This window comes from Paenibacillus xerothermodurans, assembly GCF_002220865.2.
Taxonomy (GTDB): domain Bacteria; phylum Bacillota; class Bacilli; order Paenibacillales; family NBRC-103111; genus Paenibacillus_S; species Paenibacillus_S xerothermodurans.
On sequence record NZ_NHRJ02000005.1, the window covers coordinates 1 to 25,773 of the forward strand.

General features: G+C 50.7%; 31 protein-coding genes, 1 rRNA gene, 1 pseudogene and 1 riboswitch. Of the genes and pseudogenes, 4 read left to right on the forward strand and 29 right to left on the reverse strand.

Annotated features, from left to right (window positions below):
* The 4 genes from CBW46_RS10810 to CBW46_RS10825 form a co-directional block, all read right to left on the reverse strand.
* Positions 1-97, reverse strand: a 16S ribosomal RNA gene (locus CBW46_RS10810); the annotation flags it as partial.
* A 515-nt stretch (positions 98-612) separates the two neighbouring features.
* Positions 613-1,386, reverse strand: coding sequence for a thiazole synthase (locus tag CBW46_RS10815; RefSeq protein WP_089200034.1), 774 nt, complete (start codon positions 1,384-1,386; stop codon positions 613-615).
* 352 nt (positions 1,387-1,738) lie between these two features.
* Positions 1,739-1,939 carry a sulfur carrier protein ThiS gene (gene thiS / locus CBW46_RS10820; protein ID WP_089200227.1) on the reverse strand — a complete coding sequence of 67 codons (201 nt, stop codon included), beginning with the start codon at positions 1,937-1,939 and terminating at the stop codon, positions 1,739-1,741.
* A gap of 297 nt (positions 1,940-2,236) precedes the next feature.
* Positions 2,237-2,369: riboswitch (TPP riboswitch) on the reverse strand.
* Between the two features lie 373 nt (positions 2,370-2,742).
* A complete protein-coding gene (locus tag CBW46_RS10825) occupies positions 2,743-3,339 on the reverse strand; it encodes a hypothetical protein (protein ID WP_089200035.1) in 597 nt (198 codons plus the stop codon).
* Positions 3,340-3,622: 283 nt separating this feature from the next.
* On the opposite strand from CBW46_RS10825, the gene CBW46_RS10830 reads away from it, so the two are divergent.
* On the forward strand, positions 3,623-3,973 hold the full coding sequence (locus CBW46_RS10830; RefSeq protein WP_089200036.1) for a DUF2614 family zinc ribbon-containing protein: 351 nt from the start codon (positions 3,623-3,625) through the stop codon (positions 3,971-3,973).
* Between the two features lie 138 nt (positions 3,974-4,111).
* On the opposite strand, the gene CBW46_RS10835 is transcribed toward CBW46_RS10830, so the two are convergent.
* Both CBW46_RS10835 and CBW46_RS10840 read right to left on the reverse strand, forming a co-directional pair.
* A complete protein-coding gene (locus CBW46_RS10835; protein ID WP_207802274.1) occupies positions 4,112-5,848 on the reverse strand; it encodes a glycosyl hydrolase family 18 protein in 1,737 nt (578 codons plus the stop codon).
* Between the two features lie 151 nt (positions 5,849-5,999).
* Positions 6,000-6,434 carry a Fur family transcriptional regulator gene (locus CBW46_RS10840; RefSeq protein ID WP_089200037.1) on the reverse strand — a complete coding sequence of 145 codons (435 nt, stop codon included), beginning with the start codon at positions 6,432-6,434 and terminating at the stop codon, positions 6,000-6,002.
* A 362-nt stretch (positions 6,435-6,796) separates the two neighbouring features.
* On the opposite strand from CBW46_RS10840, the gene CBW46_RS10845 reads away from it, so the two are divergent.
* On the forward strand, positions 6,797-7,024 hold the full coding sequence (locus tag CBW46_RS10845) for a hypothetical protein (protein ID WP_089200038.1): 228 nt from the start codon (positions 6,797-6,799) through the stop codon (positions 7,022-7,024).
* 128 nt (positions 7,025-7,152) lie between these two features.
* On the opposite strand, the gene CBW46_RS10850 is transcribed toward CBW46_RS10845, so the two are convergent.
* From CBW46_RS10850 to CBW46_RS10880, 7 genes are all read right to left on the reverse strand, one after another.
* Complete coding sequence (locus CBW46_RS10850) at positions 7,153-7,623, reverse strand: GNAT family N-acetyltransferase (protein ID WP_089200039.1); 471 nt, start codon at positions 7,621-7,623, stop codon at positions 7,153-7,155.
* Positions 7,624-7,809: 186 nt separating this feature from the next.
* Positions 7,810-9,258, reverse strand: a complete 1,449-nt coding sequence (gene gatB, locus CBW46_RS10855) for an Asp-tRNA(Asn)/Glu-tRNA(Gln) amidotransferase subunit GatB (protein ID WP_089200040.1) — start codon at positions 9,256-9,258, stop codon at positions 7,810-7,812.
* Positions 9,259-9,275: 17 nt separating this feature from the next.
* The gene (gene gatA, locus CBW46_RS10860) at positions 9,276-10,733 is read right to left on the reverse strand and encodes an Asp-tRNA(Asn)/Glu-tRNA(Gln) amidotransferase subunit GatA (RefSeq protein ID WP_089200041.1); all 1,458 of its coding nucleotides are present in this window, start codon (positions 10,731-10,733) and stop codon (positions 9,276-9,278) included.
* A gap of 26 nt (positions 10,734-10,759) precedes the next feature.
* Positions 10,760-11,047 carry an Asp-tRNA(Asn)/Glu-tRNA(Gln) amidotransferase subunit GatC gene (gene gatC / locus CBW46_RS10865; RefSeq protein ID WP_089200042.1) on the reverse strand — a complete coding sequence of 96 codons (288 nt, stop codon included), beginning with the start codon at positions 11,045-11,047 and terminating at the stop codon, positions 10,760-10,762.
* Between the two features lie 210 nt (positions 11,048-11,257).
* Positions 11,258-11,638 carry an ATPase gene (locus tag CBW46_RS10870; RefSeq protein ID WP_089200043.1) on the reverse strand — a complete coding sequence of 127 codons (381 nt, stop codon included), beginning with the start codon at positions 11,636-11,638 and terminating at the stop codon, positions 11,258-11,260.
* Positions 11,639-11,927: 289 nt separating this feature from the next.
* Complete coding sequence (locus CBW46_RS10875) at positions 11,928-12,737, reverse strand: YdcF family protein (protein WP_165842270.1); 810 nt, start codon at positions 12,735-12,737, stop codon at positions 11,928-11,930.
* Between the two features lie 25 nt (positions 12,738-12,762).
* Complete coding sequence (locus tag CBW46_RS10880) at positions 12,763-13,056, reverse strand: DUF6509 family protein (RefSeq protein WP_089200045.1); 294 nt, start codon at positions 13,054-13,056, stop codon at positions 12,763-12,765.
* 380 nt (positions 13,057-13,436) lie between these two features.
* Here CBW46_RS10880 and CBW46_RS10885 point away from each other — a divergent pair, with 380 nt between their 5' ends.
* Entirely contained in the window at positions 13,437-13,784 is a 348-nt protein-coding gene (locus CBW46_RS10885; protein WP_089200046.1) for a hypothetical protein, read from the forward strand.
* A gap of 72 nt (positions 13,785-13,856) precedes the next feature.
* On the opposite strand, the gene CBW46_RS10890 is transcribed toward CBW46_RS10885, so the two are convergent.
* The 6 genes from CBW46_RS10890 to trxB form a co-directional block, all read right to left on the reverse strand.
* Positions 13,857-15,194 carry a glucose-6-phosphate isomerase gene (locus tag CBW46_RS10890; RefSeq protein WP_089200047.1) on the reverse strand — a complete coding sequence of 446 codons (1,338 nt, stop codon included), beginning with the start codon at positions 15,192-15,194 and terminating at the stop codon, positions 13,857-13,859.
* Between the two features lie 30 nt (positions 15,195-15,224).
* Positions 15,225-15,872, reverse strand: coding sequence for a fructose-6-phosphate aldolase (fsa, locus tag CBW46_RS10895; protein WP_089200048.1), 648 nt, complete (start codon positions 15,870-15,872; stop codon positions 15,225-15,227).
* Positions 15,856-17,376: a glucose-6-phosphate dehydrogenase gene (gene zwf / locus CBW46_RS10900; RefSeq protein WP_089200049.1), complete on the reverse strand. Its 1,521-nt coding sequence runs from the start codon at positions 17,374-17,376 to the stop codon at positions 15,856-15,858. Before zwf ends, fsa begins: the two co-directional genes overlap by 17 nt.
* Before the next feature lie 96 nt (positions 17,377-17,472).
* Entirely contained in the window at positions 17,473-18,051 is a 579-nt protein-coding gene (locus CBW46_RS10905) for a peroxiredoxin (RefSeq protein WP_089200050.1), read from the reverse strand.
* Positions 18,052-18,076: 25 nt separating this feature from the next.
* Positions 18,077-18,319, reverse strand: coding sequence for a glutaredoxin family protein (locus CBW46_RS10910; protein WP_089200051.1), 243 nt, complete (start codon positions 18,317-18,319; stop codon positions 18,077-18,079).
* A gap of 42 nt (positions 18,320-18,361) precedes the next feature.
* Positions 18,362-19,303 (reverse strand): thioredoxin-disulfide reductase, encoded by a 942-nt coding sequence (gene trxB / locus CBW46_RS10915; RefSeq protein WP_089200052.1) that lies wholly within the window; start codon positions 19,301-19,303, stop codon positions 18,362-18,364.
* Between the two features lie 281 nt (positions 19,304-19,584).
* Between trxB and CBW46_RS10920 the strand changes: the two genes are divergently transcribed.
* Complete coding sequence (locus CBW46_RS10920) at positions 19,585-20,139, forward strand: general stress protein (protein WP_089200053.1); 555 nt, start codon at positions 19,585-19,587, stop codon at positions 20,137-20,139.
* A gap of 321 nt (positions 20,140-20,460) precedes the next feature.
* Here CBW46_RS10920 and CBW46_RS10925 read toward each other — a convergent pair whose 3' ends face one another.
* The 10 genes and pseudogenes from CBW46_RS10925 to CBW46_RS10965 form a co-directional block, all read right to left on the reverse strand.
* Positions 20,461-20,652: a hypothetical protein gene (locus CBW46_RS10925; RefSeq protein WP_243633263.1), complete on the reverse strand. Its 192-nt coding sequence runs from the start codon at positions 20,650-20,652 to the stop codon at positions 20,461-20,463.
* Between the two features lie 15 nt (positions 20,653-20,667).
* A pseudogene (locus CBW46_RS22290) lies at positions 20,668-20,748 on the reverse strand (S-layer homology domain-containing protein); the annotation flags it as partial.
* Positions 20,749-20,898: 150 nt separating this feature from the next.
* Entirely contained in the window at positions 20,899-21,315 is a 417-nt protein-coding gene (locus CBW46_RS10930; protein ID WP_089200055.1) for a hypothetical protein, read from the reverse strand.
* Between the two features lie 133 nt (positions 21,316-21,448).
* Positions 21,449-21,724 (reverse strand): hypothetical protein, encoded by a 276-nt coding sequence (locus CBW46_RS10935; RefSeq protein WP_089200056.1) that lies wholly within the window; start codon positions 21,722-21,724, stop codon positions 21,449-21,451.
* Between the two features lie 10 nt (positions 21,725-21,734).
* Positions 21,735-22,484 carry a hypothetical protein gene (locus CBW46_RS10940; RefSeq protein ID WP_089200057.1) on the reverse strand — a complete coding sequence of 250 codons (750 nt, stop codon included), beginning with the start codon at positions 22,482-22,484 and terminating at the stop codon, positions 21,735-21,737.
* A 33-nt stretch (positions 22,485-22,517) separates the two neighbouring features.
* A complete protein-coding gene (locus CBW46_RS10945) occupies positions 22,518-23,027 on the reverse strand; it encodes a hypothetical protein (RefSeq protein ID WP_089200058.1) in 510 nt (169 codons plus the stop codon).
* Positions 23,028-23,033: 6 nt separating this feature from the next.
* Positions 23,034-23,432, reverse strand: coding sequence for a hypothetical protein (locus CBW46_RS10950; protein WP_089200059.1), 399 nt, complete (start codon positions 23,430-23,432; stop codon positions 23,034-23,036).
* Positions 23,429-23,722 (reverse strand): hypothetical protein, encoded by a 294-nt coding sequence (locus CBW46_RS10955; protein WP_089200060.1) that lies wholly within the window; start codon positions 23,720-23,722, stop codon positions 23,429-23,431. The genes CBW46_RS10950 and CBW46_RS10955 overlap by 4 nt, the downstream gene beginning before the upstream one ends.
* A gap of 22 nt (positions 23,723-23,744) precedes the next feature.
* Positions 23,745-24,638 carry a hypothetical protein gene (locus tag CBW46_RS10960; protein WP_089200061.1) on the reverse strand — a complete coding sequence of 298 codons (894 nt, stop codon included), beginning with the start codon at positions 24,636-24,638 and terminating at the stop codon, positions 23,745-23,747.
* A 138-nt stretch (positions 24,639-24,776) separates the two neighbouring features.
* The gene (locus CBW46_RS10965) at positions 24,777-25,772 is read right to left on the reverse strand and encodes a hypothetical protein (RefSeq protein ID WP_089200062.1); all 996 of its coding nucleotides are present in this window, start codon (positions 25,770-25,772) and stop codon (positions 24,777-24,779) included.
* Between the last annotated feature and the right edge of the window lies 1 nt (position 25,773).

Sequence of the window (25,773 nt, forward strand, 5' to 3'; positions counted from 1 at the left end):
CGCCGCTAATCTCACCCGAAGGTGAGATCCGCTCGACTTGCATGTATTAGGCACGCCGCCAGCGTTCGTCCTGAGCCAGGATCAAACTCTCCAATAAATTGCTGCGTTAGCAGCGGTCTATCAGCTAAGCTTGTCTTAAGCTCAAAAAACTAATGCTAGCGAGAATTTTCATTCTCTTTATTTTACACTCACTCGTTGTTCAGTTTTCAAAGGGCAATATTGTTTCAAATCGCGCCATTATTGATTATTTTCAACAAAATCAAATTTCACTAATTTGATGATTTGTTTTAGCGGCGACTTTTTTAATATACCATATTCACCTAGCTAATTGCAAGTGTTTATTTTAACCAACATACCAACACTGTATACAATTTCGCTCTTAAATGAATGGTGCCATTTTTAGCGGCGAGATATAATGTATCATAGATCCAAGCATAAAGTCAAGCATAATTGCGTAAATCTTTTTCACCGCTTAGAATACGAACGGAGCGATGCGTCTCTGATGCCGCGCGCACCGCCGTTGTATCCACTTTAGATGATTTCGCGAGCCAGCTGAATGCGCGCACTAGTGCACATATCACCGCTAGAACGTGAGTCATACAAACCCAACCGTTACTCGATCATTCCTTCCAACGGGCTGCTTGCGGAAGCATAGCGTTTTTTAGCAATACGTCCGGCTAGGTAGCCTTTGCGTCCAGCGTTCACTGCAAGCTTAAATGCTTCCGCCATCACAACAGGATCTTGAGCTCCTGCAACGGCTGTATTTAGAAGCACGCCATCCGCACCGAGCTCCATCGCTAAAGCGGCATCGGCTGGTCCGCCGATGCCGGCATCAACGATAACAGGCACTTTGGCCTCCTCAATGATAAATCGCAGCTGGTTAGGATTTGCTATACCCTGGCCGGAACCGATCGGTGAGGCGCCTGGCATAACCGCTGCCGCGCCCGCTTCCTGCAGTTTCCTCGCAAGAATTGGATCATCGGAAGTGTAGGGTAGTACAATAAAGCCGAGATCCACTAATGTTTTCGTCGCCTCCAGCGTTCCGATCGGATCGGGCAGCAGTGTTCTTGGATCGCCGATCACCTCTACTTTGATCATATCGCACAGTCCTGTCGCCTTTGCCAGTTTGGCAATGCGAACTGCTTCGTCCACGGTGAACGCGCCCGCGGTATTCGGCAGCAGAGTGAATTTTTTTAGATCAAGCGTTTCCAAAAAGTTAGGAGCGTCAGGATTATCGATAGGCAAACGACGAATGGCAAACGTCAAGACATCAGCCTCGGACGCCTCAACAGCTTTATTTTGAACATCCAGCGAATTGAATTTTCCCGTACCTAACAACAGCCGGGATTTGAATTCATATGGACCAATCTTCAACAGATCATTCATAAGAGATGTACCTCCAACAAATTTATAATGGAAAACCCATAAACCTGCTGATGACATATGTGCGAGCTCACGTCCACACCCCACACCAAGGCACAGTCTATAGGAATGTGGATCATTGCCGTGTCCCACAGCATTGACGGAATGTGGCGATTTGCCATATGCGCAGAAGCATGGCTGCATGTCACTTTTTGCCGTCTGCCACAGCGTTGATGTTACGGTATTCGAACCGGATTGGTGAGTTACACGTGACTCATTGCCATTTGGACAGCGTTGATGAATGTGTTTCATTCGCGTATCACACTAGTCGCGCTGCTGAATGCAAATTGTCGTATGACACCAATTGCGATGACTGTCAGCCGCCGCCCACGAAATGGACGATTTCAAGACGATCCCCGTCCCGCAATGCCGTTATGCCATAGTCAGCGCGGTCGATGATTTCGCGGTTGAGTTCGACGACTAAAATTTTATGTTCGAGTTTAAATGACAATAGTAAATCCGATACGCTATTCACGTCACACACTTGGCGAGCTTCGCCGTTGATAATTAATTGCATGGTCGACACCCCGCTTTCAACAATTAGGTTGAGAAAAGGCATATGCGCACGCCCGGGCAAAGTGAATAAAGTAGAAACAAATCCCGGCCGGCGCTAGTACGCCCGGCCTGTGTGCTGTTGATCAGCTGTCACAACAGTTCATATAAACTACTATCCGCACAGCAACTTCACGTACAATGCCATTAGAGCAGCCAATGTTCACAACTTGCGAGCCGGCAGCGCAACCAATCCCCGCGCAATAAAAAAGTCAACCGCATATGGTTGACTCTCGTAAACTCCAAGCTGGAAATCAGCGAGTTTTACATCCGTCCACTTCCCTACGCTGGTATAATCCAGAAGCAAGTGCTAGCACGCCAATCAGGTTCCAAGGGTCAAGGAACTAAGCGTCCTTCTCTCAGCCTCGCATGGTGAGGCTCCCCTAGTGGCTATTCAGTTGTCCACAAACAGTATACCAGAAAAAGGTATTATTGTCGCGTAGAATCTTCTGACAAGCCGCATGCCAGGGTGTGCGCTGCTCGCCTGCGTGCCGGGTTCAGATGTGCTGCTCGCCTGCGTGCGCAGGTGCAAATGTGCTGCGCTCCCGCGTGACAGGTCAGATTGTGCTGCGCTCCTGCGTGACAGGTTAGATGGTGCTGCTCGCCTGCGTGCCGGGTTCAGATGTGCTGCGCTCCTGCGTGACAGGTTCAGATGTGCTGCACTCCCGCGTGACAGGTTCAGATTGTGCTGCTTTCTTGCGTGAGGCTCATAGAGGAAAGAGCAACGGCGAATCGCAGCCTATTCACATGCTATGAAATGTTTCACAGTCACACACCGGTATAGCGGATTTCCAGTTCATTCATCTGTTCATCTATCGTATAAATGATTTCCTTGGCAAGTGACTTTTTGACCAACCATTCCAGCAGCATTGGAAGTTCCACACTGACGCCGGACAGCAAGTGATTCTGCTGCAGCTCAGGCAAGCTCCATGCCACATCCCGGCCGGACAGCACCCGGAGCAGCATTTGGCAGCAGCGCTGCATTTTGTTCATCACGGAAAATTCAGAGGCGAGCAGCACTAACTGCACTCGCTGCGTGAGCGTCTCATGGCTTGAGGTCAACTCTTCAAAGAGCTTATACACGCCAGGATTAATACTTTTCAGCTGATTCCACACGGTTGTTTTGGGATTGAAACCAGCTTCGATGATCACAATTTTGGCCCAATGCTGCAGAGCTTCCAACACATTATCGTATGCATCCGATATATGACCTTGCATAAGGTGTTCCTTGCTTTGCAAATATGTTCGCAAAAACTTGGAGAATTCGAGCAGCAGTAGGTGTTCTTTGGCGGCTGAAGGCCATTCCAGCTCATGCTGTAGGTCCTTCAGGTGAATGTCCCGATCCAGAAGAATCTCTCCTTTCAAGATCCAGTCAACGAGGTGGCGACTACCGATGGCAGATACATGTGCGTCTAGGCGGCCACAGAATCCACACCATGGTAGTCCTTCATATTTCTTGTCTGCCCACGTCGTCTTTTATATAATGTAACTGTTATCAGTTGTCACGTCGGGCCATGTGTTAATGATGTTATGTACATAATTGTGCCTCTCTGCATCCGTGATACATCTTATTTCTACATGGCAGATCAGTTTCCTGCCTTGATTTTGTGACAAATATCACATTTTATTTTAAGAGAGAAGTGACGCGATGAGATTTAAGTCCAGCAAAGTTAACGAGTTCCGTCTGTGGGGGCTGTTATTGACTATGGGCGGCATGCTGTTGATGATCGCAGGGTTGGCCGGTATCGTATTTAACTGGGGAGCGGCGGGAAAAATCATAGCCGGTGCTTTCATGGTGATCGGGGCGATGGCGATGCTGGCCAGCATGGGGGTGTATTTCTGGGCGGGTATGATGTCCACAAGCGCGACAGTAGTAGAATGTCCTGAATGTGGCAAGCCAACCAAACTATTAGGCAAGACCGACCGCTGTATGTTCTGCAAAACGATTCTTTCCCTTGATCCGAAGCATGATCCCAACGCGAAAAGCTTGGAACACTAAAGAAAAAACCTGGCTGCCTGAACCAGATCGGTACGGGTAATCCAGGTTTTTTGCGTCAGCCTGCAAGGCAAATGAAATGGAAACGTAAAACGGTTGTAGTCGAAAGGTTGATGATAGCGTTTGTAATGACGCGTAATGTCACTCATTTAACGCCTGCTGTATCAGGCTCCAGATCTTGGGGTTCTCGTAGCCCCTTCGCCAAGAGGCCACCCCGGCCAAGTCATACTTTTTGATTAAATCCATACGCGCTTTCATAGAGACCTCGTCCTCCAGCCAAATTCTGATGCGCTTGTTCCCCTCTTCGTACTCAACATAATTTTGCCCGGCTTCAGGCAGATATTGTGGGGTTAATTTTTTCTCCTCGATCGCTTTTTGCGGATTATCCATGAAAACGGCCCGCGAGCTGACTTTGGTTTTGCCGTTCACTCTTTCTTCTGTCCACACACGCGTGTAAAACGGTACCGACAATATCAGCTTGGAGGGTGGAACACTGTCTTCCTGCAGAATACGGGTGAGGCTCTTTTCCGCCCATGGAAGTGAAGCAACCGAGCCGGCGATTGGACTGCTCGCCCAATGCTCATCGTATGCCATAAGCATCATATAATCTACCGACTCGGCCAACGCTTTCCGGTCATAGAACATCGACCAGTTTTCACTGGTAGATTTGGGGGTGACATCGATAGACACGGTCAGCCCCTGCTCGTGCATTAGCGGTACCATTTCCCGCACGAATTGCACCAGATTGTCCTTATCCTTTAGATTCACATTCTCGAAATCAATGTTAATGCCTTGGAGCGAGTACAACTGCGCAAAGCTTAGCAGCTGTTTGATCATTTTCATGCGCTTATCGTAAGTGGCCAAGGCCTCAGTGGTCTGCTTCGGCTCAAATCCATTGCTGAACAATCCCCAGACCTGAATATTCTGGCTGTGGGCCCATTTAACATACGCGGGGTCGGCGAGGTTTTTGAGGTTACCTTCACCGTCCGCGAGATGGAACCACGTTGGACTGACCACGTTCAAGCCGGGCATGGGCGGGAATTGCGCAGGGTCCGGTGTTTTCGTGACAACCTGCTCCCAGGTCAGATTAAGCTTGCCATTTATCGGTCTCGCCGGAACGAACGCAGGTGGAAGTTTCTGTTCGGGAATGCTTTCCGTGCGATCCTGCATCAGGTGTTTTTTCTGAATGTAGCCCATATAGCCGTTTGTTAGCTGCACTTTAAACCAGTCTGGCTCCACGGCCCAGATCATGACATCCGCCTGCTGGTTCAGCTCGGCCAAAATCGGCGCTTTAATCAGCGGGCCGCTCCGCATGGGAATGGTTCTATCCGGTTTATTCGGGTATCCTATTGTTTTGCCCCATGTGATCGTGTCGCTGTCTTTGACCAAAATTACAGCTCCGGTGTCAGGCGACTCCCGTAATTCAAAGTGATACAACTGCTTAAGCGGTTCCATGGGCAGGTATAGTACATCGTTTGATTTTTCCAGCGGAAACTTGAGGTCAAAGGGTTTTTCATTGATCATGCCGGTCAATTGGCTGGTGCGCAGCCTAATCACTTTATCTTGTGTGGTGATAATAGTTGAATCGGTTGCTTCTTCATGTATCATGGTGGGATCCAGCAGCTCTTGCACGGTTGTAAAAGGGAGCTTGAGGCTTTCCTGCGTTCCGATTGCGGATTGGTCCAGCATGACACCACGGTAGAACACCGGCTTCTCCAGTCCGTTGAAGTCGGGATTTTCATGCCGGCTGGTCGGCACGTATTGGTACCAGTAGAACACGGTCGCAGCGCTCAAAATCATCGCTGCCAGGACTAACATAAAAGGTGGTTTTCTTACTTTTCTTCGTTTGGTTCTTGGCACCCCGTAATCCGTCTCCATTGTTTCACTCCCACGATGATCGGCTATAGTATCTAGACGCCTTGAATTTCCAAATAGTTGCAAAAAAAATGCCTCAGACCTTGTTTGACAAAGGTTCTGAAGCACGCGGGTTGGCCGCATGATTAACAGCGGTTTGCTCCGGTATGTAGCCTTAATGCTCTCTCACAGAGCAGCAATCTGCGCACAATCCATACACTTCGACACGGTGGCTTTTAACCAAGAATCCGGTTGTTAAATTTGCAGTTCGTTCCAGATCATCCAGCGGTTTGTACGGGAAATCTACCATCTTGCCGCAGCGTTCACATAATACGTGATAATGATCCGACATGTCGGCGTCAAAGCGGCTCGACTGGTCCCCGTATGTCATTTCTCGTATGAGTCCTGTTTCAATGAACACTTTCAAATTATTGTACACTGTGGCCACGCTCATGCTTGGAAAGCGCGGTGCTAAAGACTTGTAAATATCATCAGCCGTGGGATGCGTCATCGTGTTCATCAAATAGGTTAGAATCGCGTGCCTTTGCGGGGTCATGCGTACGCCAGTTGATTTCAACTTTGTCAACGCTTGCGCCAAACGAGAGTTCATGCTTTATTCACCGCCAAAGTATTCTTAAGAAGCTTTGGGTTTATTTTAAGCGGCTTTGTTTCAATTTGTCAACGAAACTGGCGGTGCGAATGCTTGCATTTATGTTCCTTGCACGGTGTGTATGGAAATCGATCCGTAAACTAATCCAAATCTTGGGCAAGTTCACTGGAGCTGCGTCCTTCACTTCCTCGTCGATTCCCGGAAAAACATAATCACCCCAATGATGATGAGTATAACTCCGCCTAAAGAGGATCCTAATATAGCAATCTCGTTCGCCGACGCAAGCTGCGAGGTGACCGAACAGGCGCACACCTACGCATTCATCGCCCCACACTATGCGGTGGGGCCCACATGGAGAAGTGTTGTTTCATCGAGATTCAGTGGTCCAGTTGTGGAGATTGTCGGCGCTGTCGGATGCGCATGCTCCGGAAGTAGTTGGCCGTCTGCCGAAAGGTGAATGGTTATTCCGGGGACGCAGCGGTTATGGACATATCGGTGACGTCTTTGTGGCCTTTCATCTAATGAATGATTTCACGCATGTAGAAGAAGAGGATCGCATTGCAGTCACCAGCGCCATCGCATCCAATTGAACGCTCGTTGTTGTCGAGGCCATACCTTGCGTCGCTGCATCTGCAAAGGGGATCTCCAGACGAGCTGTGGTTGCGGTGCGCAGCTCACGGAGAGTGGACGAAAACAATCAACGGCTGCCGCGTGAATTTCAATGATTATCAAGTGTATTCGCCGTTTTGTGAAACACGGTAAGCGTTATCCCAGGTGATATTTCCATTATTTGTCCAGGTGTATATCCGTGCTTGATGTACAGTCGAACGGCCGGTTCATTGTTGGTGCCGGTGGATACCTTGATTAGTGTGCCAGGCGCCGCACAGCTTTCGGCAAATTCAAGCAGCTGGCTGGCAATGCCCCGGCGGAAGTACGAAGGATGCACCATAAGCCTGCAGATGGTAAATTCTTTAACGTTCTGTTTAAAGGAAATGGCTCCAACCAGCTGCTCATGCTCATAATATCCGAAAAAAAGCTCGCCGGAGTCCCTTAAGGTTTTCGGGGAATCCCACAACGGGGGAATTTCCTTGAAGCCGATCAATCTGGCTTCAACGCGGTAGGATAGCTGCTGCAGCATAAGCAGTTCCAATACCTGCATGTTGTTGTTCAAATCGATTTGCTGAATCACCAGATCCCCCCACAACAAAAACTAGAAGACATGACCAAAATTATACAACAGCGCCATGCACCACGCCACTTTGATACCAAAAAAAACAGCCTTTCGCACATGCGCGAAAGGCTGCTCGTATAGCACTTTACGTGGACTCCACGTGGTGGGACTGGAGTGCCACTTCAGTAACACTACAGTGAGACGTTATTGCTTCAACTGCTCAATAATCAGCTTGTTCACCAAGCCAGGGTTGGCCTTACCTTTAGTCTCCTTCATGACTTGTCCGACCAGGAATCCGACCGCTTTTTCTTTCCCTGCTTGGAAGTCAGCCACGGATTGCGGGTTGTTGGCGATGACCTGCTCGACGACCGCTTTAATGGCACCCTCATCGCTAATCTGCACGAGCCCCTGCTCCTCAACGATTGTTTGAGGTTCCTTGCCGGTTTCGAGCATGGTCTTGAATACAGTTTTCGCAATTTTACTGCTAATGGTGCCCTTCTCGATCAATCCGATCATTTCACCAAGACCTTTACCGGTAATGCGCACCTGCTCCAATTCCTGGTTGTTGGCATTCAGATAGCCCAGCAGATCCCCCATAATCCAGTTGGAGACCGCCTTGGCATCCTTCGTAGAGTGTAAGCTTTCCTCGAAGAAATCTGCGAGTGCAATCGAGGATGTGATGACCTCCGCATCATAGCTCGGCAAATTGTACTCACTTACGTAACGCGCCTTACGTGCATCAGGCAGTTCCGGAATACTTGCCTTCACCCGCGCTTTCCATTCATCATCGATATGCACACGTACAAGATCCGGATCCGGAAAATAACGATAGTCATGCGCCTCTTCCTTGCTTCTCATGGTCAGCGTCTTGCCCTGTGCTTCATCCCAACGGCGTGTCTCCTGTACAACCTGCTCGCTGCTGTCCAACAGCTCGGCTTGGCGCCACTCCTCATATTCCAAGCCGCGCTGCACTCCACGGAAGGAGTTCATGTTCTTCAATTCCGTACGCGTCCCGAATTTCTCCTGGCCATACGGGCGAATGCTGACGTTCGCGTCGCAGCGAAGGGAACCTTCCTCCATTTTCACATCCGACACGTCGCAGTACTGCATGATGGCTTTGAGCTTCTCGAGATATGCGCGCGCTTCCTCCGGAGAACGGAGATCTGGCTCCGATACAATCTCAATGAGCGGCGTGCCTACGCGGTTGTAGTCCGCTAGGGACGCGTAGCCGCCGTCCACGTGCGTGAGCTTGCCGGCGTCTTCCTCCAAATGCACGCGAGTGACACCGATCCGTTTGGTTTCCCCGCCCACCTCAATCTCTATCCAGCCATGCTCACCGATCGGCTTGTCATACTGTGAAATCTGATAAGCTTTTGGTGAATCCGGGTAAAAGTAATTCTTACGGTCAAATTTGCTGTCTGTGGCAATTTGGCAATTTAACGCCATAGCGGCTTTCATCGCATATTCCACCGCTTGCTTGTTCAGAACGGGTAGAACTCCGGGATATCCCAGGCAAACCGGACAGGTGTGGGTGTTGGGCGGCGCGCCAAAAGAGGTGGAGCAGCCGCAAAAGATTTTTGATTCGGTGTGAAGCTCTACGTGAACCTCAAGTCCGATCACTGTTTCGTATTTTTTGGTTTGCGTAACCGACATCTTGGTTGCTCCTTTCCTTAGAGTTGGGGGCGCTGCTTATGGAAATCCGTGTTCTGTTCAAATGCATGAGCAGCTCGCAATACCGTCGATTCGTCGAAGGCTTTGCCGATAATCTGCAATCCGATCGGCAATCCGTCAGCGAAGCCGCATGGGATGCTGATTGCGGGCACGCCTGCCAAGTTGACAGGTACTGTCAATATATCGTTCAGGTACATCGTCAGCGGGTCATCGAGTTGAGACCCCACTTTGAATGCGGTTGTCGGAACTGTTGGGCCGACGATCACGTCGTATTTTTCAAACACATTCTCAAAGTCCTGCTTGATGAGCGTCCGTACCTGCTGTGCTTTCAAATAATAAGCATCGTAATAACCGGAGCTCAGCGCGTAGGTGCCTAGCATAATGCGGCGCTTGACCTCCGAACCGAAGCCTTCGCTGCGTGATTTGCGATAAAGATCCAGCAGATTGTCCGGATTCTCTGCACGCACACCGTAACGTACGCCGTCAAAGCGGGCCAAATTCGAAGAAGCCTCCGAGGATGACACTACATAGTATGCCGCGACAGCATATTCACTGTGAGGCAGGGATACTTCCTCAACTACCGCGCCAAGACGCTCCATGACCTTCAAAGCCGATAGGACGGCCTCGCGCACCTGCGGGTCGATGCCTTCACCGAAATACTCTTTTGGCACAGCAATGCGCAGACCCCGTATGTCCCCGGTCAACGCACTGAGATAATCCGGCACGTCAACTTCAGCGGACGTCGAATCCTTCGGATCATGCCCCGCGATAGCCTGAAGCAGGTAGGCGCTATCTTCTACATTTTTGGTCATGGGACCGATCTGATCCAGAGATGAGGCGAAAGCGACCAAGCCGAAGCGGGATACCAACCCATGGGTTGGCTTCAAGCCGACGATGCCGCAATAGCTCGCCGGCTGCCGGATGGAGCCGCCGGTGTCGGAGCCAAGCGAAAAATACACTTCCCCCGCGGCCACCGCCGCTGCAGAACCGCCGCTGGAGCCGCCCGGCACATGATCCAGGTTCCAAGGATTGTAGCAATCGTAGAAGCTGGAGTTTTCGTTCGAGCCGCCCATCGCGAATTCGTCCATGTTCATTTTACCGATTGAAACGACTTGCGCTTCCTTCAGCCTTTCAACGACGGTTGCGTCGTATACCGGGTTAAAGTTACGCAAAAACTGGCTTGCGCATGTTGTCGTGACTCCCTCGGTGACAATGTTGTCCTTGTACCCGATCGGCAGTCCGAACAGCAGCCCTCTTGTGTCGCTTTTGACCAACTGCTCGTCCAGTGCCTTGGCGGTCGCACGGGCATTTTCTTCATCCAATGTCAGGAAAGCTTTTACTTTGCCTTCCACCTGATTGATCCGGTCATAGGATTCATTCACCAGGTCGGAAACGCTGATTTGCTTGTTTGTCAGCCGGTCGTGAATTTCCTGTAATCTAAGATCAAATAAAGACACAACGTGTCCTCCCTTCAAGTTATCGGTTATTCTAGTACGGCCGGAACCTTAATGTGTCCGTCCTCTTCTTCCGGCGCGTTTAGCAACACTTTTTCGATCGGCAAGGAAGGTCTGGTCTTGTCCTCGCGCATTACATTGAACAGCGGCACCGGATGGCTGGTCGGCTCCACATTGTCCGTGTCCAGTTCGTTCAGTTTTTCAACATATTTTAGGATGGCATTTAACTGCTCGGTGAACTTGCTCTTCTCCTCTTCGTTCAACTCAAGCCGCGCCAGATTAGCCACATGCTCTACATTTTTGATTGTTATACTCATCGAATGCACCTGCCTCCGTAATTAACATCTATTTCGCTAATAACGAACAATCTGTTCGACATTACAGCTCAAAATTCATTTCCTTATTATAGACTAGATAGAATTTGAACTCAATTATTTCGTCAGCCAGCGGCAGCACAAAAAAACAGCTATCCAGTGGATGAATGATCACCCGCCGGGAGCTGTCGTTCGTTGCAGCTGGGCACGTTGTCAAATCCAAGCTTTCAGATTTACCTGCTTGATAAAATCCGCCTGGGATTGCACTTCCTTGGCCGTTTCTTTGCTTTCCTCTTCAACCTCTTCCCCGTTCATGATTCGACGAAACAATTCCTCATTACGGGTGGCCAAGGCGAAGTCTATCAAGGCTTCCCTCTCCAGACGGTCGACCTCCTGCTGAACCAGCACCTCTTCCAGCTCAACATCGGTAGACGGCACGAAAAAATGCTTGTTTATTTTAGGAATCCGAACCACGTAGTCAAATACGTTATCCGCATTCCGATCATACGCGATAATGTAACCGTACTCGCCCACGGGCAAATTTTGCTCAAAGCTGTCTGCAACGATATACACCTTTTGTCCCAAACGCAGCATATACCTTTCCTCCTTAACGCTAACGACTAACGAGCACATTCGTGCTTATGCCGACTTGTAGAGTAAGATGCACATAGCAATCGTGCGCCGGGGGAGACGTCAGCTCTACCAATCCGGCCGCCGGTAATCAGAACGATACCAGACGAAGCTATGAAAAACATCGGCAATTCATGTTATTTTATAATCTATTAATTCTATCATCTTTTGACAGCTGAATCAATGGAAGAGAACGGTGAACAGCTGCGTTCGGACTAGAGGAGACTCACGTGCTAAACACGACCGACAGGGACTATTGGGTTTCGTATGCGTCAGCCATAGTGCTATGAGCACCTCGCTCGGGCAAGAGCAGTGTGTACAACACTCCGAAATACTCACGTATCAAGTAGTTGACTTCAACGAAAAACGGCGATGAACTGGCAATGCCGACCGTGTGCGGTAATCCTATTTGGCGGGCTAGCAGTTTGGCTCTAAATAAATGAAAATCACTTGTGACAATCGCTACGCGCGGGTTGACCGCACCTCTTGCGCTCATGAGTTCCTTGGAGAACAGGAGATTTTCCTCCGTCGAGGTCGATTTGTTTTCCAACAGCAGGCGTTCACGCGGAATACCGTGGCTCACTAAATATTTGTACATAGCCTCCGCCTCGCTCAGATGCTCATCTGAACCTTGCCCGCCTGATAAAATAACTGGGATCGCCGGATTTCCCCGGATCACTTGAATGCTTGTGTCCAATCTGCGCTGCAACGTATCGGATAATGCGCTGCCCTTTAAACCGGCGCCTAACACAATCATATAGTCGGCGTCTTCCAATGCTGTCTGATCCGTGCGCGAACTAGCCACTATAATTGATTCTATGACGAGAAATGAGCAGATAAAACCGAGGAGGCCCGCTAAAAGCGTGATATGAATAATTTTGTATATGCGCTTGTCCGTCTGTGCGCACAGGACGGAAACCGCACGCACACACAGGAGAGACATACATAGGCCAATAATAAAAAATACACCGAAGCTGGCGCCAAAGATCAGCAATAACAGCCCGCCGGCACCAGCACATAACGCGGTATACATAACCAAGGAGCCAGCCCTTTTATCGGACAAGAAGCCCCACCCCTTCCAGCCATGCTCACTCGGCTTCCGCCAAGTGTTCCTTACAAAATGCTTCCACCGCTGCCACTTCATCGTCTTCCAAATCATATTCCAGGTACTTTTGCGTGTCTCTTTCAAAAATCTCGTACTTCATCAAACCTGCCCGTTCTGGTTCCACGCGATAGATGGCCCTAATATACAGGCCTTGCTCGGAATATAACTCATCATCCTCAGGCACCGCAATATCAAGCAGAAACTCATAGCGATACCCCGGCAGAATGCCGAAAGGATCTTTGATCAATTGTGCGGAAAAGCTGGTGATGGTCAGCATAAGATCAATCCTTCCTGTCCCTTTTGGTTTTTATTATACAACAGCGGCGGGTAAAGTCATGCAGCTTGAGCTGGCGTGAGTCGGGAATTCGGCTGAGCAGGCAATGTGGCGGCGCTGTGTGGCGGCGGGTGTGGCCGCATGTGTGGTGGCATGCTATGGCCGCAAGTCATCCCAATCTGCAGCGGAGGACAATCAACCGGAACAAGCTGATTGCGTTCGGCGTATATACAAAAAATTATTTGCAAACCATAAATAGGTTTAAATACATAGTGTAGGTACCGTATACCCGCATCGGTCCCTCAACTGCAGCAGCGCCGATTCGCAATCACATTGTCAGAGGAGAGTACAAGCAATTCTGAATCTTAGAAGGAGGAATTCACATGGCGGCAAAGAAGGGTGAACTCAAGACAGATTGGGTAAAGACGGATGAGACAAGACTCGAAGAACAGACTATTTTTGAAGGATATCAAGGTCTAAGTCCTACAGACGCTATCACAACAACGTTGGACGCGGTGTACGGGGATACGAGATACGAAGATGCAGAAAGGGGAGGTAACCGGCAGGCTGACGCGGCCAAGGCGCGGACAAATCCGGCGGAGGGACAGGCACAAGCCGGTGTGGACGAGTTGGCGATGGAAGATACCCCTGTAGATTCCGCTGCGCCGCCGACAGTGATCATTCACGGCACGGATGTATTGAACGGATACAATGGAGGGGATAAGTCGTAAGGCATGAAAAAATGGCCGTGGCGTAGCAGCCGCGGCCATATTGTTTGTGATCGTGCACTTTTCTATCGCGTACTACTTGGACAGCCGTTTCATCAGAGCGGCCTTCTCCTCTTCAAATCCGGGTTTGCCCAACAGTGCGAACATGTTGCGTTTGTAAGCTTCCACACCTGGCTGATCGAACGGGTTGACGCCAAGCAGTAGTCCGCTGACCGCACACGCCTTTTCGAAGAAGTATACCATCTCGCCAAAGTTGAATTCATTCAACTCGTCCAGCTGCACGACCATATTAGGCACGCCACCGTCAACATGAGCCAGAAGCGTTCCTTGGAATGCTTTTTTATTTACTTCATCCATCGTCATGCCCGCCAGGAAGTTCAAGCCGTCCAGATTGGCTGTATCTTCTTTTATAGTTAGCTCCGCCCGCGGCTTTTTGACCTGCAGTACAGTTTCGATCAAATCCCGGCGGCCTTCCTGCACATATTGTCCCATTGAGTGCAAATCCGTTGTAAAGTCCACGGACGCAGGGAACAACCCCTTCTGGTCTTTCCCTTCGCTTTCGCCGAACAGCTGCTTCCACCATTCAGATACGTAGTGCAGGGACGGCTCGTAGTTAACCAGCAGTTCGATTGTTTTCCCTTTACGATAGAGCGCGTTACGTACGGCTGCGTACTGGTAGCTTTCGTTCACAGTCACGTCAGGGTTGGCATATTTAAGCATAGCCGCTGCTGCACCTTCAACCATTCGGTCAATATCAAGACCCGCCACCGCGATCGGCAGCAAGCCCACCGCCGTCAGAACGGAATAACGGCCGCCGACATCGTCAGGTATGACAAACGTCTCGTAGCCCTCTTCATCCGCGAGCTGTTTGAGTGCTCCCCGAGCTTGATCTGTAGTTGCAAAAATGCGCTGTTTTGCCCCGTCCTTACCATATTTCTTCTCCATATACTCACGGAAAATACGGAATGCTATCGCAGGCTCCGTGGTTGTACCCGATTTCGAAATCACGTTCACGGATATGTCCTTGCCTTCGAGCAGCTCAAATAAATGAGTTAAGTAAGTGGAGCTCAAGTTATGACCGGCGAAGTAGACCTGTGTTAAGCCGCTGCGCTGATTATGAAACGTGTGCGATAATGCTTCAATCGCAGCCCGTGCGCCAAGGTAAGAGCCTCCGATGCCAATCACTACCAACGCTTGAGAATGATGGCGTATCCGCTCAGCTGCCTGTTTGATACGGGCGAACTCTTGTTTGTCGTAATTGGCAGGCAGATCGATCCAACCCAGAAAATCGGAACCCGGACTTCGCCTTTCGTGAAGTAAGTTATGTGCCGTTTTGACGTACTCACCCAAATAGTCAACCTCTTTTTTGTCCATAAACGGCAGAACTTTGGAATAATCAAAAGCAATGGCCATGCGCTCGTCCTCCTTACCTTTTGATGTTTGTCACGCCTTCGGAACCTTCTCCCAATCCTTCAGAAACCGGTCGATACCAGCGTCCGTTAGCGGGTGCTTCCACAATGTAGGCAGAAGAGAGCCCGGAATTGTGGCAATATGCGCCCCTGCTATGGCGGCTTGTTCGACATGGCCGATGCTGCGGATGCTCGCGGCGATGATCTCGGTGTCGAGCCGATAATTGTCGAGAATGATTTTCAAATCCCGGATGAGCTTCATGCCTTCAACGGCGATATCATCCAGCCGGCCGATGAACGGACTGATGTACGTCGCGCCAGCCTTCGCCGCCATTAAGCCTTGTGCCGCAGAAAAGACCAGCGTTACGTTGGTCTTAATCCCCTCTTGGCTGAGGCGATAGGTCGCCTCCAGGCCATTTTCAGTCAGCGGCAGCTTGATTACCACATTCGGCGCCCAAGCGGCTAACTCGCGGGCTTCTTGCAGCATTTCTTCAACGGACAGTCCGATCACCTCGGCGCTGACAGGGCCGCTGACAATCGACGCGATCTCCTGAATCACATCCTTGAAGGGTCTCCCCTCCTTTGCAATAATGGATGGATTCGTCGTCACGCCATCAACCAGGCCAAGACGGTTGATTCTTCTGATTTCTTCAATGTTCCCCGTATCAAGAAAAAACTTCATGTGTCGTCCCTCCAGTCGTATCTGCTGTGGTGCTGTCGTGTGCCGGCACCTTGTCCAACCACCATTGATGTCCTTGTTGCTCGAGCAGCCGGTATGACGCTTCAGGTCCGGCGGAGCCAGCCCGATACCGGCGTAGAGGCACCTCGTTCGCCTCAAAGGCCTCAAGAATTGGCTGTACCCACTTCCAGGCCAGTTCCACCTCATCCCAATGCGCGAAGAATGTCGGTTCTCCCTCAAGTGCATCGTGAATCAGGTTTTCATAAGCCTCAGGCACATCCGTAGGTCTGCCAAGGGAAGTTGTGATGAACGGTTCGATTTTGCCATCACGCGGATCTTTACTGTTCAACTGCAAGTACATGCCTTCATCAGGGCCTATCTCTATCACCAGAAGATTCGGAGGATAATTGTGCACGGCGTCTCCGTGCTGCAGCGGCTGCTTGAATTCAACAACAATGCGTGTCGATTTTTCGTTCAAGCTTTTACCCGTCCGTATATAAAAAGGGACCCCCGTCCAGAAATAATCATCAATCCACAAACGTGCGGCAATGAACGTATCGGTGTTCGAATGTGGATCTATGCCAGGTTCCTCGGTATACTTCACGACATTCCTGCCGGCTATTTCACCCGCATCGTATTGACCTCTCACCACGTTCGCGGCAACATCACCTCTGTTTAGTGGTCGCAGGGCCTCCAGTACCCGTTTCTTCTTTGCCCGCACTTCTTCAGGGTTGGATGGCCGTGGAAGGTGCATAGCAAGCATCATTAAAAGCTGCAGCATATGATTCTGAAACATGTCACGGATGGCACCCGCCTGGTCATAGTAGCCGGCACGCTGCTCCACGCCCACAGTTTCACTTGCCGTGATTTGTACATTGGAGATGTACCGGTTGCTCCAGAGCGCATGAATCATAGGGTTCGCGTATTCGAGTACCTCCAGGTTCTGAACCATATGTTTTCCCAGATAGTGATCGATCCGGTATACTTCATGCTCTTCAAACGTTTGGCTCAATTTCTCGTTCAACTCACGTGCTGACTGCCAATCATGACCGAAGGGCTTCTCGATGATCAGCCGTTTCCAGCCCTGTCCCGTGCCCAGTCCGCTTTGCTTGATGTTGGTCGCGATAGTGCCGAAAAATTCCGGAGCCACCGAGAGGTAGAAGATGCGATTTTCCGGGATGCCCAGCTCCGCCTCCCGCTCGCGGGCCATCGTTAGCAGCTTTCCATAATCCGTCGGCTGGGAGACGTTCAACGAACAGTAGCGGAAGGCGCTAAGAAAGGCCTGCAGAGTCGAAGGATCATGCGGTTTGCGTCTAGAGAAGCTGTTAAGGGACTGTTCTACGTTTGACTGAAATTCGCGATCCGATAACTGGCGCCTGCCAAGGCCGATGACAGAAAACGGCAGGGCTAGTTTTCCATCTATAAACAGGTTGTACAATGCCGGGTATATTTTGCGTTTCGCCAAATCTCCGGTGGCACCAAACAACACAAAAGTGCTTGACTCCATTATGGTGCCCTCCCTTCTATCCATGGTGTCTATAAAAATTCCGCCCTGCTAGGGGCGGAACCAATGTGTTTGATTTTCAACTTTATAAAAAGTGCATTAACCGAGTGTCTTTTGCCCAGGTCTCCAGTTCGCGGGACATAGTCCGCCGGCCTGCAGCGCCTGTAATATCCGCAATGTTTCGTCTACACTGCGGCCAACATTCATATCAGTTACCACCTGATAGCGGAGGATTCCTTCAGGGTCAATGATAAACAGTCCTCGGTGAGCCGCACCTGTCTCGTCGTCTAAGATACCATACGCGTGAGCTGTTTCTTTACTGAAATCCGAAACCATAGGATAATTGACGGCGCCAATACCGCCTTGATCGCGCGATGTTTGCGTCCAGGCTTTATGTGTGAACACACTGTCCACGGACGCGCCCACGATTTCGCAGTCTAGATCCTGGAATTCCTTGTAAGCATCGCTAAAAGCGATGATCTCAGTCGGACAAACGAACGTGAAGTCGAAAGGCCAGAAGAAGAATACTAGCCATTTGCCGCGGTAATCCTCAAGAGAAACGTATTCCTCCAGGGTTTCCATGTTTTTTGTAGACTTCAGTTTAAACGACGGAGCGGGCAGTCCTACTTTTGCAAAAGGGTAACGGGTTGCCAATGCTGGATTTGTAAATTGTGTCATCGTCAATGTCTCCTTCTTTTATATCTTAGAGTTCGGCGATAGCCTTGTTCAGTTGTGTTTGATTGAAGCCAAGAATTTTCTTGTCGCCGATTACGGTTACAGGAACGGATCTCATCCCCGTGTTCCAGAGTTCTTCCGCATATTTTTCATCCAAGTCAATGTTTCTTTCCTCAAATGCAACTCCTTGGTCGTTCAAAAACTTTTTTACCTGACCGCAGAAATGGCAGTTTGAACTTGAATACACAATAACGTTAGCTTCAGATGCCATGGAAAAACACTCCTTAGTTTATCTTGTATAAAAATGGTCGAATTATACGTGCAGCTGTTCCGCTTCAACGGATTCCAAGTACCTTTCACAATCGATCGCCGCCATGCAGCCTGTTCCAGCCGCGCTGATCGCTTGACGATACCTGCTATCCTGCACGTCACCACATGCGAACACGCCTGGTATATTCGTTTCGGTAGTGCCGGGCTTCACCAGCAAATATCCGTGCTCATCCGTGTTCAGCTGGCCACCAAGAAACTTGGTATTCGGCGTATGTCCGATCGCTACAAACACACCCGCAGCTTCAATTACTTCATCCTGTCCGGTTGCATTGTTTCTAACCTTCAATCCGGTCACGCCATTATCACCAGCGACGACTTCAAGCGGTGTCCGGTTGAGGCTCCAACTGATTTTATTGTTCGCGCGAGCGCGGTCCTGCATGATTTTCGAGGCGCGCAGCTCGGTACGGCGGTTAACCAATACCACTTCAGAAGCGAAGCGCGTCAAGTAATTCGCTTCTTCCATTGCGGAATCGCCTCCGCCTATCACAATGATCTTCTTATTCCGGAAGAAAAATCCATCACAAGTAGCACAAGTGCTAACACCGCGGCCAACGTTTTCTTTCTCGCCCGGAATGCCCAGATACTTGGCAGAAGCTCCGGTGGAAACGATCACGGATTCCGCTTGAATTTCACCCATGCCTTCTACTTCCAGAGTGAAGGGACGCTTGGAAAAATCCACTTTATTTACCCAGCCTGACTTGAATTCGGCGCCGAATCGTTCCGCTTGCTTGCGCATGTTATCCATCAGTTCCGGACCCATGATGCCTTCCGGGAATCCGGGAAAGTTTTCGACGTCCGTAGTAGTAGTCAGCTGTCCGCCCGGCTCAGGTCCTTCGATGATGAGCGGCTTTAGGTTTGCTCTAGCCAAGTAAATTGCGGATGTCAGACCGCCTGGGCCAGTGCCGATGATAACCGTTTTGTACATATGTACCCTCCTCATTGTTCCACCTGGTATATTTAAACTTAGTTTAAGTTTGTTCTGTACTCAACAAATGATAACATCCGAGTTTGTCCCCTGCATGAAGGTGCGATGAAGATGGAATGAAATCTTAATGAATTACAAATGAAGATTTCATGAAGTTAAGGGATGACGAAGGCACCGCGACAGTCGCGTACGGATGGTACAAGGTTTCATTTCACTGCTAACGGGTAAGTAAATACTGCAGTGACAATTACTCAACCAATCTATAATAGGGAGGTAATATCATGAATACGGAAAACAAGAAAATTGTTGGTGTATTTCGCACAGAGGAGCAAGCAATCCAAGCGATTGAGGGCCTGAAGCGGCAAGGTTACCGTTCGGATGAAATTTCCGTTATTACGAAAAACAGAGAGGATATGGAGAATCTGGAAATGGAGACCGGCAGTAAGGCCCCCGAAGGTGTGGCGACAGGCGCAGCAGCCGGTGGCATGCTGGGCGGAGCAGCCGGACTTCTCGCAGGACTCGGTTTGCTGGCCGTGCCGGGCGTGGGACCGATTCTTGCAGCCGGGCCTATCGCAACCACATTGACAGGTGTAGCCGTAGGCGCTGGAGCGGGCGGACTGGTCGGAGGCCTGATCGGGCTTGGTATTCCGGAAGAAGAAGCGAACCGTTACAACGATTATGTAAATGAGGGAAATATTCTAGTTATGGTCGATTCCTACGCGGATCGTAATGCTGCCGTGTATGACACGTTCCGCACGAATGAGTCATTGAATGCACACACTTATGGAGATGCCGATTCCCGCGTAGGGACCAACCAAGCAGGCAGATTCAATTAATCCATACAAAGAAAGTCGGCCTGGAGAAGGGCGTAATGAATGACCAATCCGCTGCTCTGGAGAAGGGCTTAATGAATGACCAACCCGCTGCTTTACGCGCGGGTTGGTCATGTTATGAATGAATACAGGTTTCAACAGCGCTGTACAGATAGAGCTGCACGGACTATTCCTCGCCGAGACCAAGCGCATCACGCAGCCGGTGCAGCACGATAACCGCCTGTGCACGTCGCGGTGGGGCGGAGTTGCTCAGCCCCGTCAGCTTCCAGTAAACCGAAGGCTACCGCTATTTGCCGCTGTTCCTCTGGGCGCTTGCCGCTGGCTTCAGGATCCAATGCGCTCAACGAGCTTGATCATTTCCGCACGCGATAGTTCCTGTGCCATTTCGTCCTCGGTATAATCTGCCGCTTCTATCACTCCGGCATCATGCAGTGATTGCAAGTGTATATTTCCTGCCGATTCCGTCGCCTCTGTGGCATGAGCTATAATCGGCAGATGCAAGCCCTTGGCCAACATTGCAATAAACTCCTGTCGATGCACCACGCCGTCCGGCCGAAAAGAACCGTCACCATAGCCGGATACTCCCCCGTATGCGGCGGCTTCGAGAATTTGCCCCTTGCACCAGCAGGCTCATCGACAGCAGCAACGGTATGCTGCAGTACAGCATCTTACGCATAACACGGATACACACAACCGCAATCAAAACCTTAGTTTTGTTCACCTTGGATTTAACGGTGTCTCATATGGTCCTCACCCTGCCTCTCACTGTGCTTCGTATTTTTTAATCGTTTTGCTGCTCTCCCGCTTGCCCTGCGCCGTAACGCTAATGTAGAGAATGCCTCCTTCATCATCAAGCCTGAGATTATCCAATGTTGCCACCGACTGCCCGGGTTGAACTGTAGTGACCGCGTCGACTCCCGCCATCGTTTGAACCGCTGCGGACATCTTAGCGTCGGAGTAGAGCCTCACAGTGTCGCCTTCCCGCAACTGCAACACCGTAACTGCGTCACCGCCCACACCCTCGGTGATGTTATTCATCCGGATGTGATGTGCGGATACCGGTGCTGTCACAGGCTCAGACGGATAAATCTTGGGAATGCCGGCGCTTTCCTCTTCATTTAACTGGGTTACGGTGACATAAATCACGCCAAAGTTGGAACCGGGGAGGCTGGCATGCACTAATGCCGACGCTTCCCCGGACGCAACCGCAGCACTACCTATCGGTGTGGTTGAAGCTTCGTCCGTGTATAACTTGACAACGTCAGTTGCGCGTAGTCCGAAAACCTCAATCGTATCGCTTGACCCAGCGGCATTATGTATCTATCTTGATGTTCGCCCTCTCAGGTGATGAGCTCGCCCGCTCGGACGCATACGCTTTAATCACACGCGCGCTTTCAGCCTCCGATTGCGAAGTCGCCGTCACGTAGATGAATCCGGCTTGTGGGCCCAACTGGGGGACGCTCACCACGGCGGTGCTTGAACCCTCCCCGACTGTTTCAGCGGCTATTGCATCTGCCACCGTGGCGCTGGTGTACACTTTCACTTTGGTGCCGGTGGGCAGGCCGCGCACCTCGATGCGGTCGGCCACGCCCTCCGCCTCATTGATCACAGTGATAGTGCCTGGGGAAGGGTGAAGCCGTGACAGGCTCTTGACTGTAGTGTTTCGCCACGCGCGCGCTTTCCAACAGTGGGGGACTCGTCACGCTAACATATACTGTTCCCTCGCCCGCCCCAAGCTGCGGCAGTGACGCGACTGCACTGTCCTGGCCTGCATGCACGGTCGCTTGTGCGATTGGAGCAGCGGCACGTTCCGACGTATATACCCGCATTATGTCTCCGGCACGCACACCGGTGACCAGAACACTATCTCCCGTACCGTTGAAAGCATTGGTGATACTCACTTGTCCAAGAGCTAACAATGCTGATGGCGCTAGGAGGAGGGGCAATGAGGTCGGCTCTGCAGAAAAAGATTTGACAATCCGCCGGCTTTCCGAGTAGGACGGTTGAGTGCCCGTCACGAAAATATGGCCGGAAGCAGAGCCCAATTGACCGACATCGACAGTTGCGCTGCTCGATCCACCGGCCACGGTGGCGATTCCTAGCGGCATTGACGCCCCTGCATCGGCATAAACTTTGACCACATCCCCCGATCTCAATCTCGTCACGGTAACCTGATCCTGAGTGTCCGGCGAACTGTTGTCCACGTGAATCGTACTTGGCGGAGGCGGGACCGATGCGGCAGCGTACGCCCGATCCGGTGCGAATGCCGCTAACCACAGCATGAGACTCGCGATAACAACTCCGTGTGATCCGGCAGGTTTGTGCATATGTGATGTAGGTAACAGCATATGATACACCCCCATTTTTTGTATTCCATATGGTTAATTGACGATTCTCTCACGAAACGGATACTCATAAATCACCGTTTTATACACGTGGCCCTCGTACGAATACACATGATGCCGAGGAAGTCTGACCTTCACTTTATATATAACAGCCGGACCCTTGAGCACTTTTCTGATGCCCTGGTTTTCCCGAACATAGCTGAAAGGAAAAACGATATTGGCGTCATTGTCATCCACGTAATCCTCAAACACTATCTCAGGTGCATCGCTAAGTAAACTTCTGGTGCGCGGCGTTCCGTTCTCGTGCAGCTGCAAGTTGTGGTTCATTCCTGCCTTAAAGGCCAGGAGGGCGGCATCTCGTTCGAAAACGATTTTGCCCTCAGCGAGCTGCGCTTTATCAAGCTGGAGTGAGGCATCATGCGCGCCACGGTTAATGGCAAACTTAAGCCGGTTATGTGTAGTGGTAGTAACGTAACGGTCCGCCTGAAAGCCAGTTGTGTTCAAAAACATGAGCACTACAAAAAAAAGTAACAGCACTCGGTTCACGCTGCCTCACCTCACCATCGCTTCACTCATTTGCTTGGCGTGACGCACAATTTCAGGCGGTTCCCTATCTGGACTGCCAAACAAAGTACGGAACAGCCACCGAGGCGTACTTTTCACATAGAGTGTTCCCTCAATATATTCGCCTCGCGGAGTCAGCTCGGTGGTTCCATTGAACCGAATGTCCGCCCCATCCAGCAAAAAAGTATGCTCCAACGTGTATCGCATCTCATCGATAATTTCGGGTGTAAACCTGCCATTATCAGCGTTAGCGGCTTTTTGAATCGCACTGTCGAGCACCATCTCCACGGCATTGGCCCGTGTGGAATAAATATCGTGCAGGACCGGCTGAAACAGCAGCAACAGCAAAATGTACACGGTGAGCATCTCAACTAGCGCAGTTTTCATGCAGACTGGCGGCTGTCGCTTAAGAGAGACAGGGATGTGTGCCGTGTGCCCTCGGTATCGACGCGTAGACTGCCGATGAGCTTGTTTCCGGCAGCGGAGCCAAGTATAAATGGCTCGGCGGACTGGGACGGTTGATGATGAAAACTTGTCGGCACATTGGTGTTATTGAACAAATCGTCCATTTGCGTCTTCTTTTCCTTGATTGAGCTCCAGAGAGCTACATAAACAAACAGGCCGATCGCGGCCAGTGTGGCTGCAATGATCAAAAATTTCTCCAATGCCGGTTTCACAATGCATCACTCCTCTTAAGTTTTATCCGAGCTGGTTGGTGTTCCTTGCCAGATCGGTCACATATTGCTGGGCGATATTGAGAGCATTCCATAAATAAATCAACAAGGGGCTGAATGCAACCGCATAAGCGAGATTACCGAAGAACTTGCGGCGCCGGCGCCGGTTCTCACGCAGCATCTGCGTGTAACTCTCCTCTCTTGCGTCGACCAACGCCGAAATCTGTTCCGGTGGAGTCATCTCAAGGTCTGCTAAGAGCTTGCACAGCTCTCGCGCTTCCCTTGTCCCGATGTCCTCGGCGATGACTTGCAGCGCCGCAGGAGCTCCTTCATCGAACAACCTCAGCCCGCGATTGAGCGAGGGTTTGATGCGGGACGTGTAGTCTCGGAGTTTTGTCAGCAGCGTGTGCAAGTTGAGCCTGCGCCTGCCAACGCCTCTCAGCTCGTCGACGATCATACTGTAAATCATAAATAGCTCTCGATTCTTCTCCCCGTCGTCGATCTCCTTGTATTTTTTTAAAAAGTAGGTCAGTAGCGAGGCTCGCGTATTAGTCAGCAAAAGAAAGACAATCGGGCCCCACACTTGCATCAATATCGTAGGGAGCTCAAGCAGTTCCCAATAAAACAGCAGGTTGTAAAGGCTGCTCATCAGCCACAGCACGGCCACGCCATAGCGTATGGTCTGCAGCTGCCAGGCATTCAGCTTAAACGGGTAGCCGGTGCGCGCCAGCTTTAGTTCCAGTTCCGGTTGGTGCAGCCAGTTTTTTAACCGCAAGTACTGCAGTCTTGTCATATGCTTTATCGAAATGGGTGACCGGAGCTGTCGGTGCACCAGATATGCCGCCCATATATACAGCAGACAAATGAGCACATCCAGCGCTATACCGCTGAAAGTATAAAGTTTTTGCCCGTCTAGCATTCGCTAAATCACCTCCCTGCAAAACTGGCACCGGCAGACTTGTGTCAGTGGTTGGGCTGTCTCCATTTACTTCAATGGGGGTAATCGGTTGTCCGCGTATATGGCAGCATTGACAAGCAACGCGTCGTCACCCGCGCGTCAATAATCATTCGGCGGACGCCGAAACCACACAGCCAACAGCAGCGCACCGACAATGAAACATACCGTTACCGTGAACCAAAAGCGTCCCTGCTCGGTGCCAAGCTGATAATGTAATGTGCTGTTATAACCAATAAAGACGGCCATCATCAACAGCAGTGACGGAAACAGCAGCACATGGAGCCAGCTTAATTGCAGTATTTCGGAGCTGGAATCCCCCTCATCCCGCAGTACATCGATTTGCTTGTGTATGTTTTTGTCGATGGCCATCAGGGTGCTCTCCACGTTTTCTCCTCGTACCAACCCCTTCAGCACGGTCAGGCCTAGTTGCTTGGCAAAGGATGTCTTAATACTATAAATAAATTCTTCAACCGCTTTCTCCATTTCGCGCGAGTCAACATAATTCAACTCCTCCCGTATCAAATTCATGAAGTGCCGCCGAATCGGTGCGGAGCCGATTTCCTGGCATGACAGCTGCAGCGCGGTGCGCATGTTTCCCCTGGTAACCTTGTACTTACTGCTCAGAATACCTACAGCCTCTGCGAGATCATAGCCGTTTTGAATTTGCAAGCTTCGCAGCTTAATGCGGTAATAAACGATCGGAATGGCGAAAGTCAGCCCGCCGGCGAATAAGCTAAACCTCGCATCTATTGTCGCAAAGAACGCAATCAGCCCGACCGAAAGGGCGCTCGACGATGTGAATAACACAAACAGCTGCAATGATGTGTCCGAATAGCGTTCACGCTGGGTTGCTTTGAGAAGCATTTCCAGCTCGCGCTGCAGCCAGCCTGCCAGCGCTGCGACGCGGCTTGGCATGCGTGGGCGCAGTGACTGCGTGTACAGCTCTTTCATACGAATTTGATGGCGGCGTTCGGTGCGAAGCACTGTTCGCAAGTGCCGTACCAGTGGCTGCAGGAGCAGGTACAGTCCCGAGGTGAATACCAGAGCCGCTGCGGCAAGAGCCATCGTATTTAAAAGGGCGTAAGCTTCCGCCACG

What these genes read in the sequence shown, in the direction of transcription:
- trxB (WP_089200052.1), bottom strand. Translation starts at nt 19,303, where the DNA reads ATGTACAAAACGGTTATCATCGGCACTGGCCCAGGCGGTCTGACATCC.
- CBW46_RS10950 (WP_089200059.1), bottom strand. Translation starts at nt 23,432, where the DNA reads ATGAAAACTGCGCTAGTTGAGATGCTCACCGTGTACATTTTGCTGTTG.
- CBW46_RS10830 (WP_089200036.1), top strand. Translation starts at nt 3,623, where the DNA reads ATGAGATTTAAGTCCAGCAAAGTTAACGAGTTCCGTCTGTGGGGGCTG.
- CBW46_RS10880 (WP_089200045.1), bottom strand. Translation starts at nt 13,056, where the DNA reads ATGCTGACCATCACCAGCTTTTCCGCACAATTGATCAAAGATCCTTTC.
- CBW46_RS10905 (WP_089200050.1), bottom strand. Translation starts at nt 18,051, where the DNA reads ATGACACAATTTACAAATCCAGCATTGGCAACCCGTTACCCTTTTGCA.
- gatB (WP_089200040.1), bottom strand. Translation starts at nt 9,258, where the DNA reads ATGTCGGTTACGCAAACCAAAAAATACGAAACAGTGATCGGACTTGAG.
- zwf (WP_089200049.1), bottom strand. Translation starts at nt 17,376, where the DNA reads ATGGAGTCAAGCACTTTTGTGTTGTTTGGTGCCACCGGAGATTTGGCG.
- gatC (WP_089200042.1), bottom strand. Translation starts at nt 11,047, where the DNA reads ATGAGTATAACAATCAAAAATGTAGAGCATGTGGCTAATCTGGCGCGG.
- CBW46_RS10840 (WP_089200037.1), bottom strand. Translation starts at nt 6,434, where the DNA reads ATGAACTCTCGTTTGGCGCAAGCGTTGACAAAGTTGAAATCAACTGGC.
- CBW46_RS10940 (WP_089200057.1), bottom strand. Translation starts at nt 22,484, where the DNA reads ATGCTGTTACCTACATCACATATGCACAAACCTGCCGGATCACACGGA.
- fsa (WP_089200048.1), bottom strand. Translation starts at nt 15,872, where the DNA reads ATGAAGTTTTTTCTTGATACGGGGAACATTGAAGAAATCAGAAGAATC.
- CBW46_RS10870 (WP_089200043.1), bottom strand. Translation starts at nt 11,638, where the DNA reads ATGCTGCGTTTGGGACAAAAGGTGTATATCGTTGCAGACAGCTTTGAG.
- CBW46_RS10815 (WP_089200034.1), bottom strand. Translation starts at nt 1,386, where the DNA reads ATGAATGATCTGTTGAAGATTGGTCCATATGAATTCAAATCCCGGCTG.
- CBW46_RS10890 (WP_089200047.1), bottom strand. Translation starts at nt 15,194, where the DNA reads ATGGCCATTGCTTTTGATTATTCCAAAGTTCTGCCGTTTATGGACAAA.
- CBW46_RS10885 (WP_089200046.1), top strand. Translation starts at nt 13,437, where the DNA reads ATGGCGGCAAAGAAGGGTGAACTCAAGACAGATTGGGTAAAGACGGAT.
- CBW46_RS10835 (WP_207802274.1), bottom strand. Translation starts at nt 5,848, where the DNA reads ATGGAGACGGATTACGGGGTGCCAAGAACCAAACGAAGAAAAGTAAGA.
- CBW46_RS10910 (WP_089200051.1), bottom strand. Translation starts at nt 18,319, where the DNA reads ATGGCATCTGAAGCTAACGTTATTGTGTATTCAAGTTCAAACTGCCAT.
- CBW46_RS10920 (WP_089200053.1), top strand. Translation starts at nt 19,585, where the DNA reads ATGAATACGGAAAACAAGAAAATTGTTGGTGTATTTCGCACAGAGGAG.
- thiS (WP_089200227.1), bottom strand. Translation starts at nt 1,939, where the DNA reads ATGCAATTAATTATCAACGGCGAAGCTCGCCAAGTGTGTGACGTGAAT.
- CBW46_RS10925 (WP_243633263.1), bottom strand. Translation starts at nt 20,652, where the DNA reads ATGTTGGCCAAGGGCTTGCATCTGCCGATTATAGCTCATGCCACAGAG.
- CBW46_RS10960 (WP_089200061.1), bottom strand. Translation starts at nt 24,638, where the DNA reads ATGCTAGACGGGCAAAAACTTTATACTTTCAGCGGTATAGCGCTGGAT.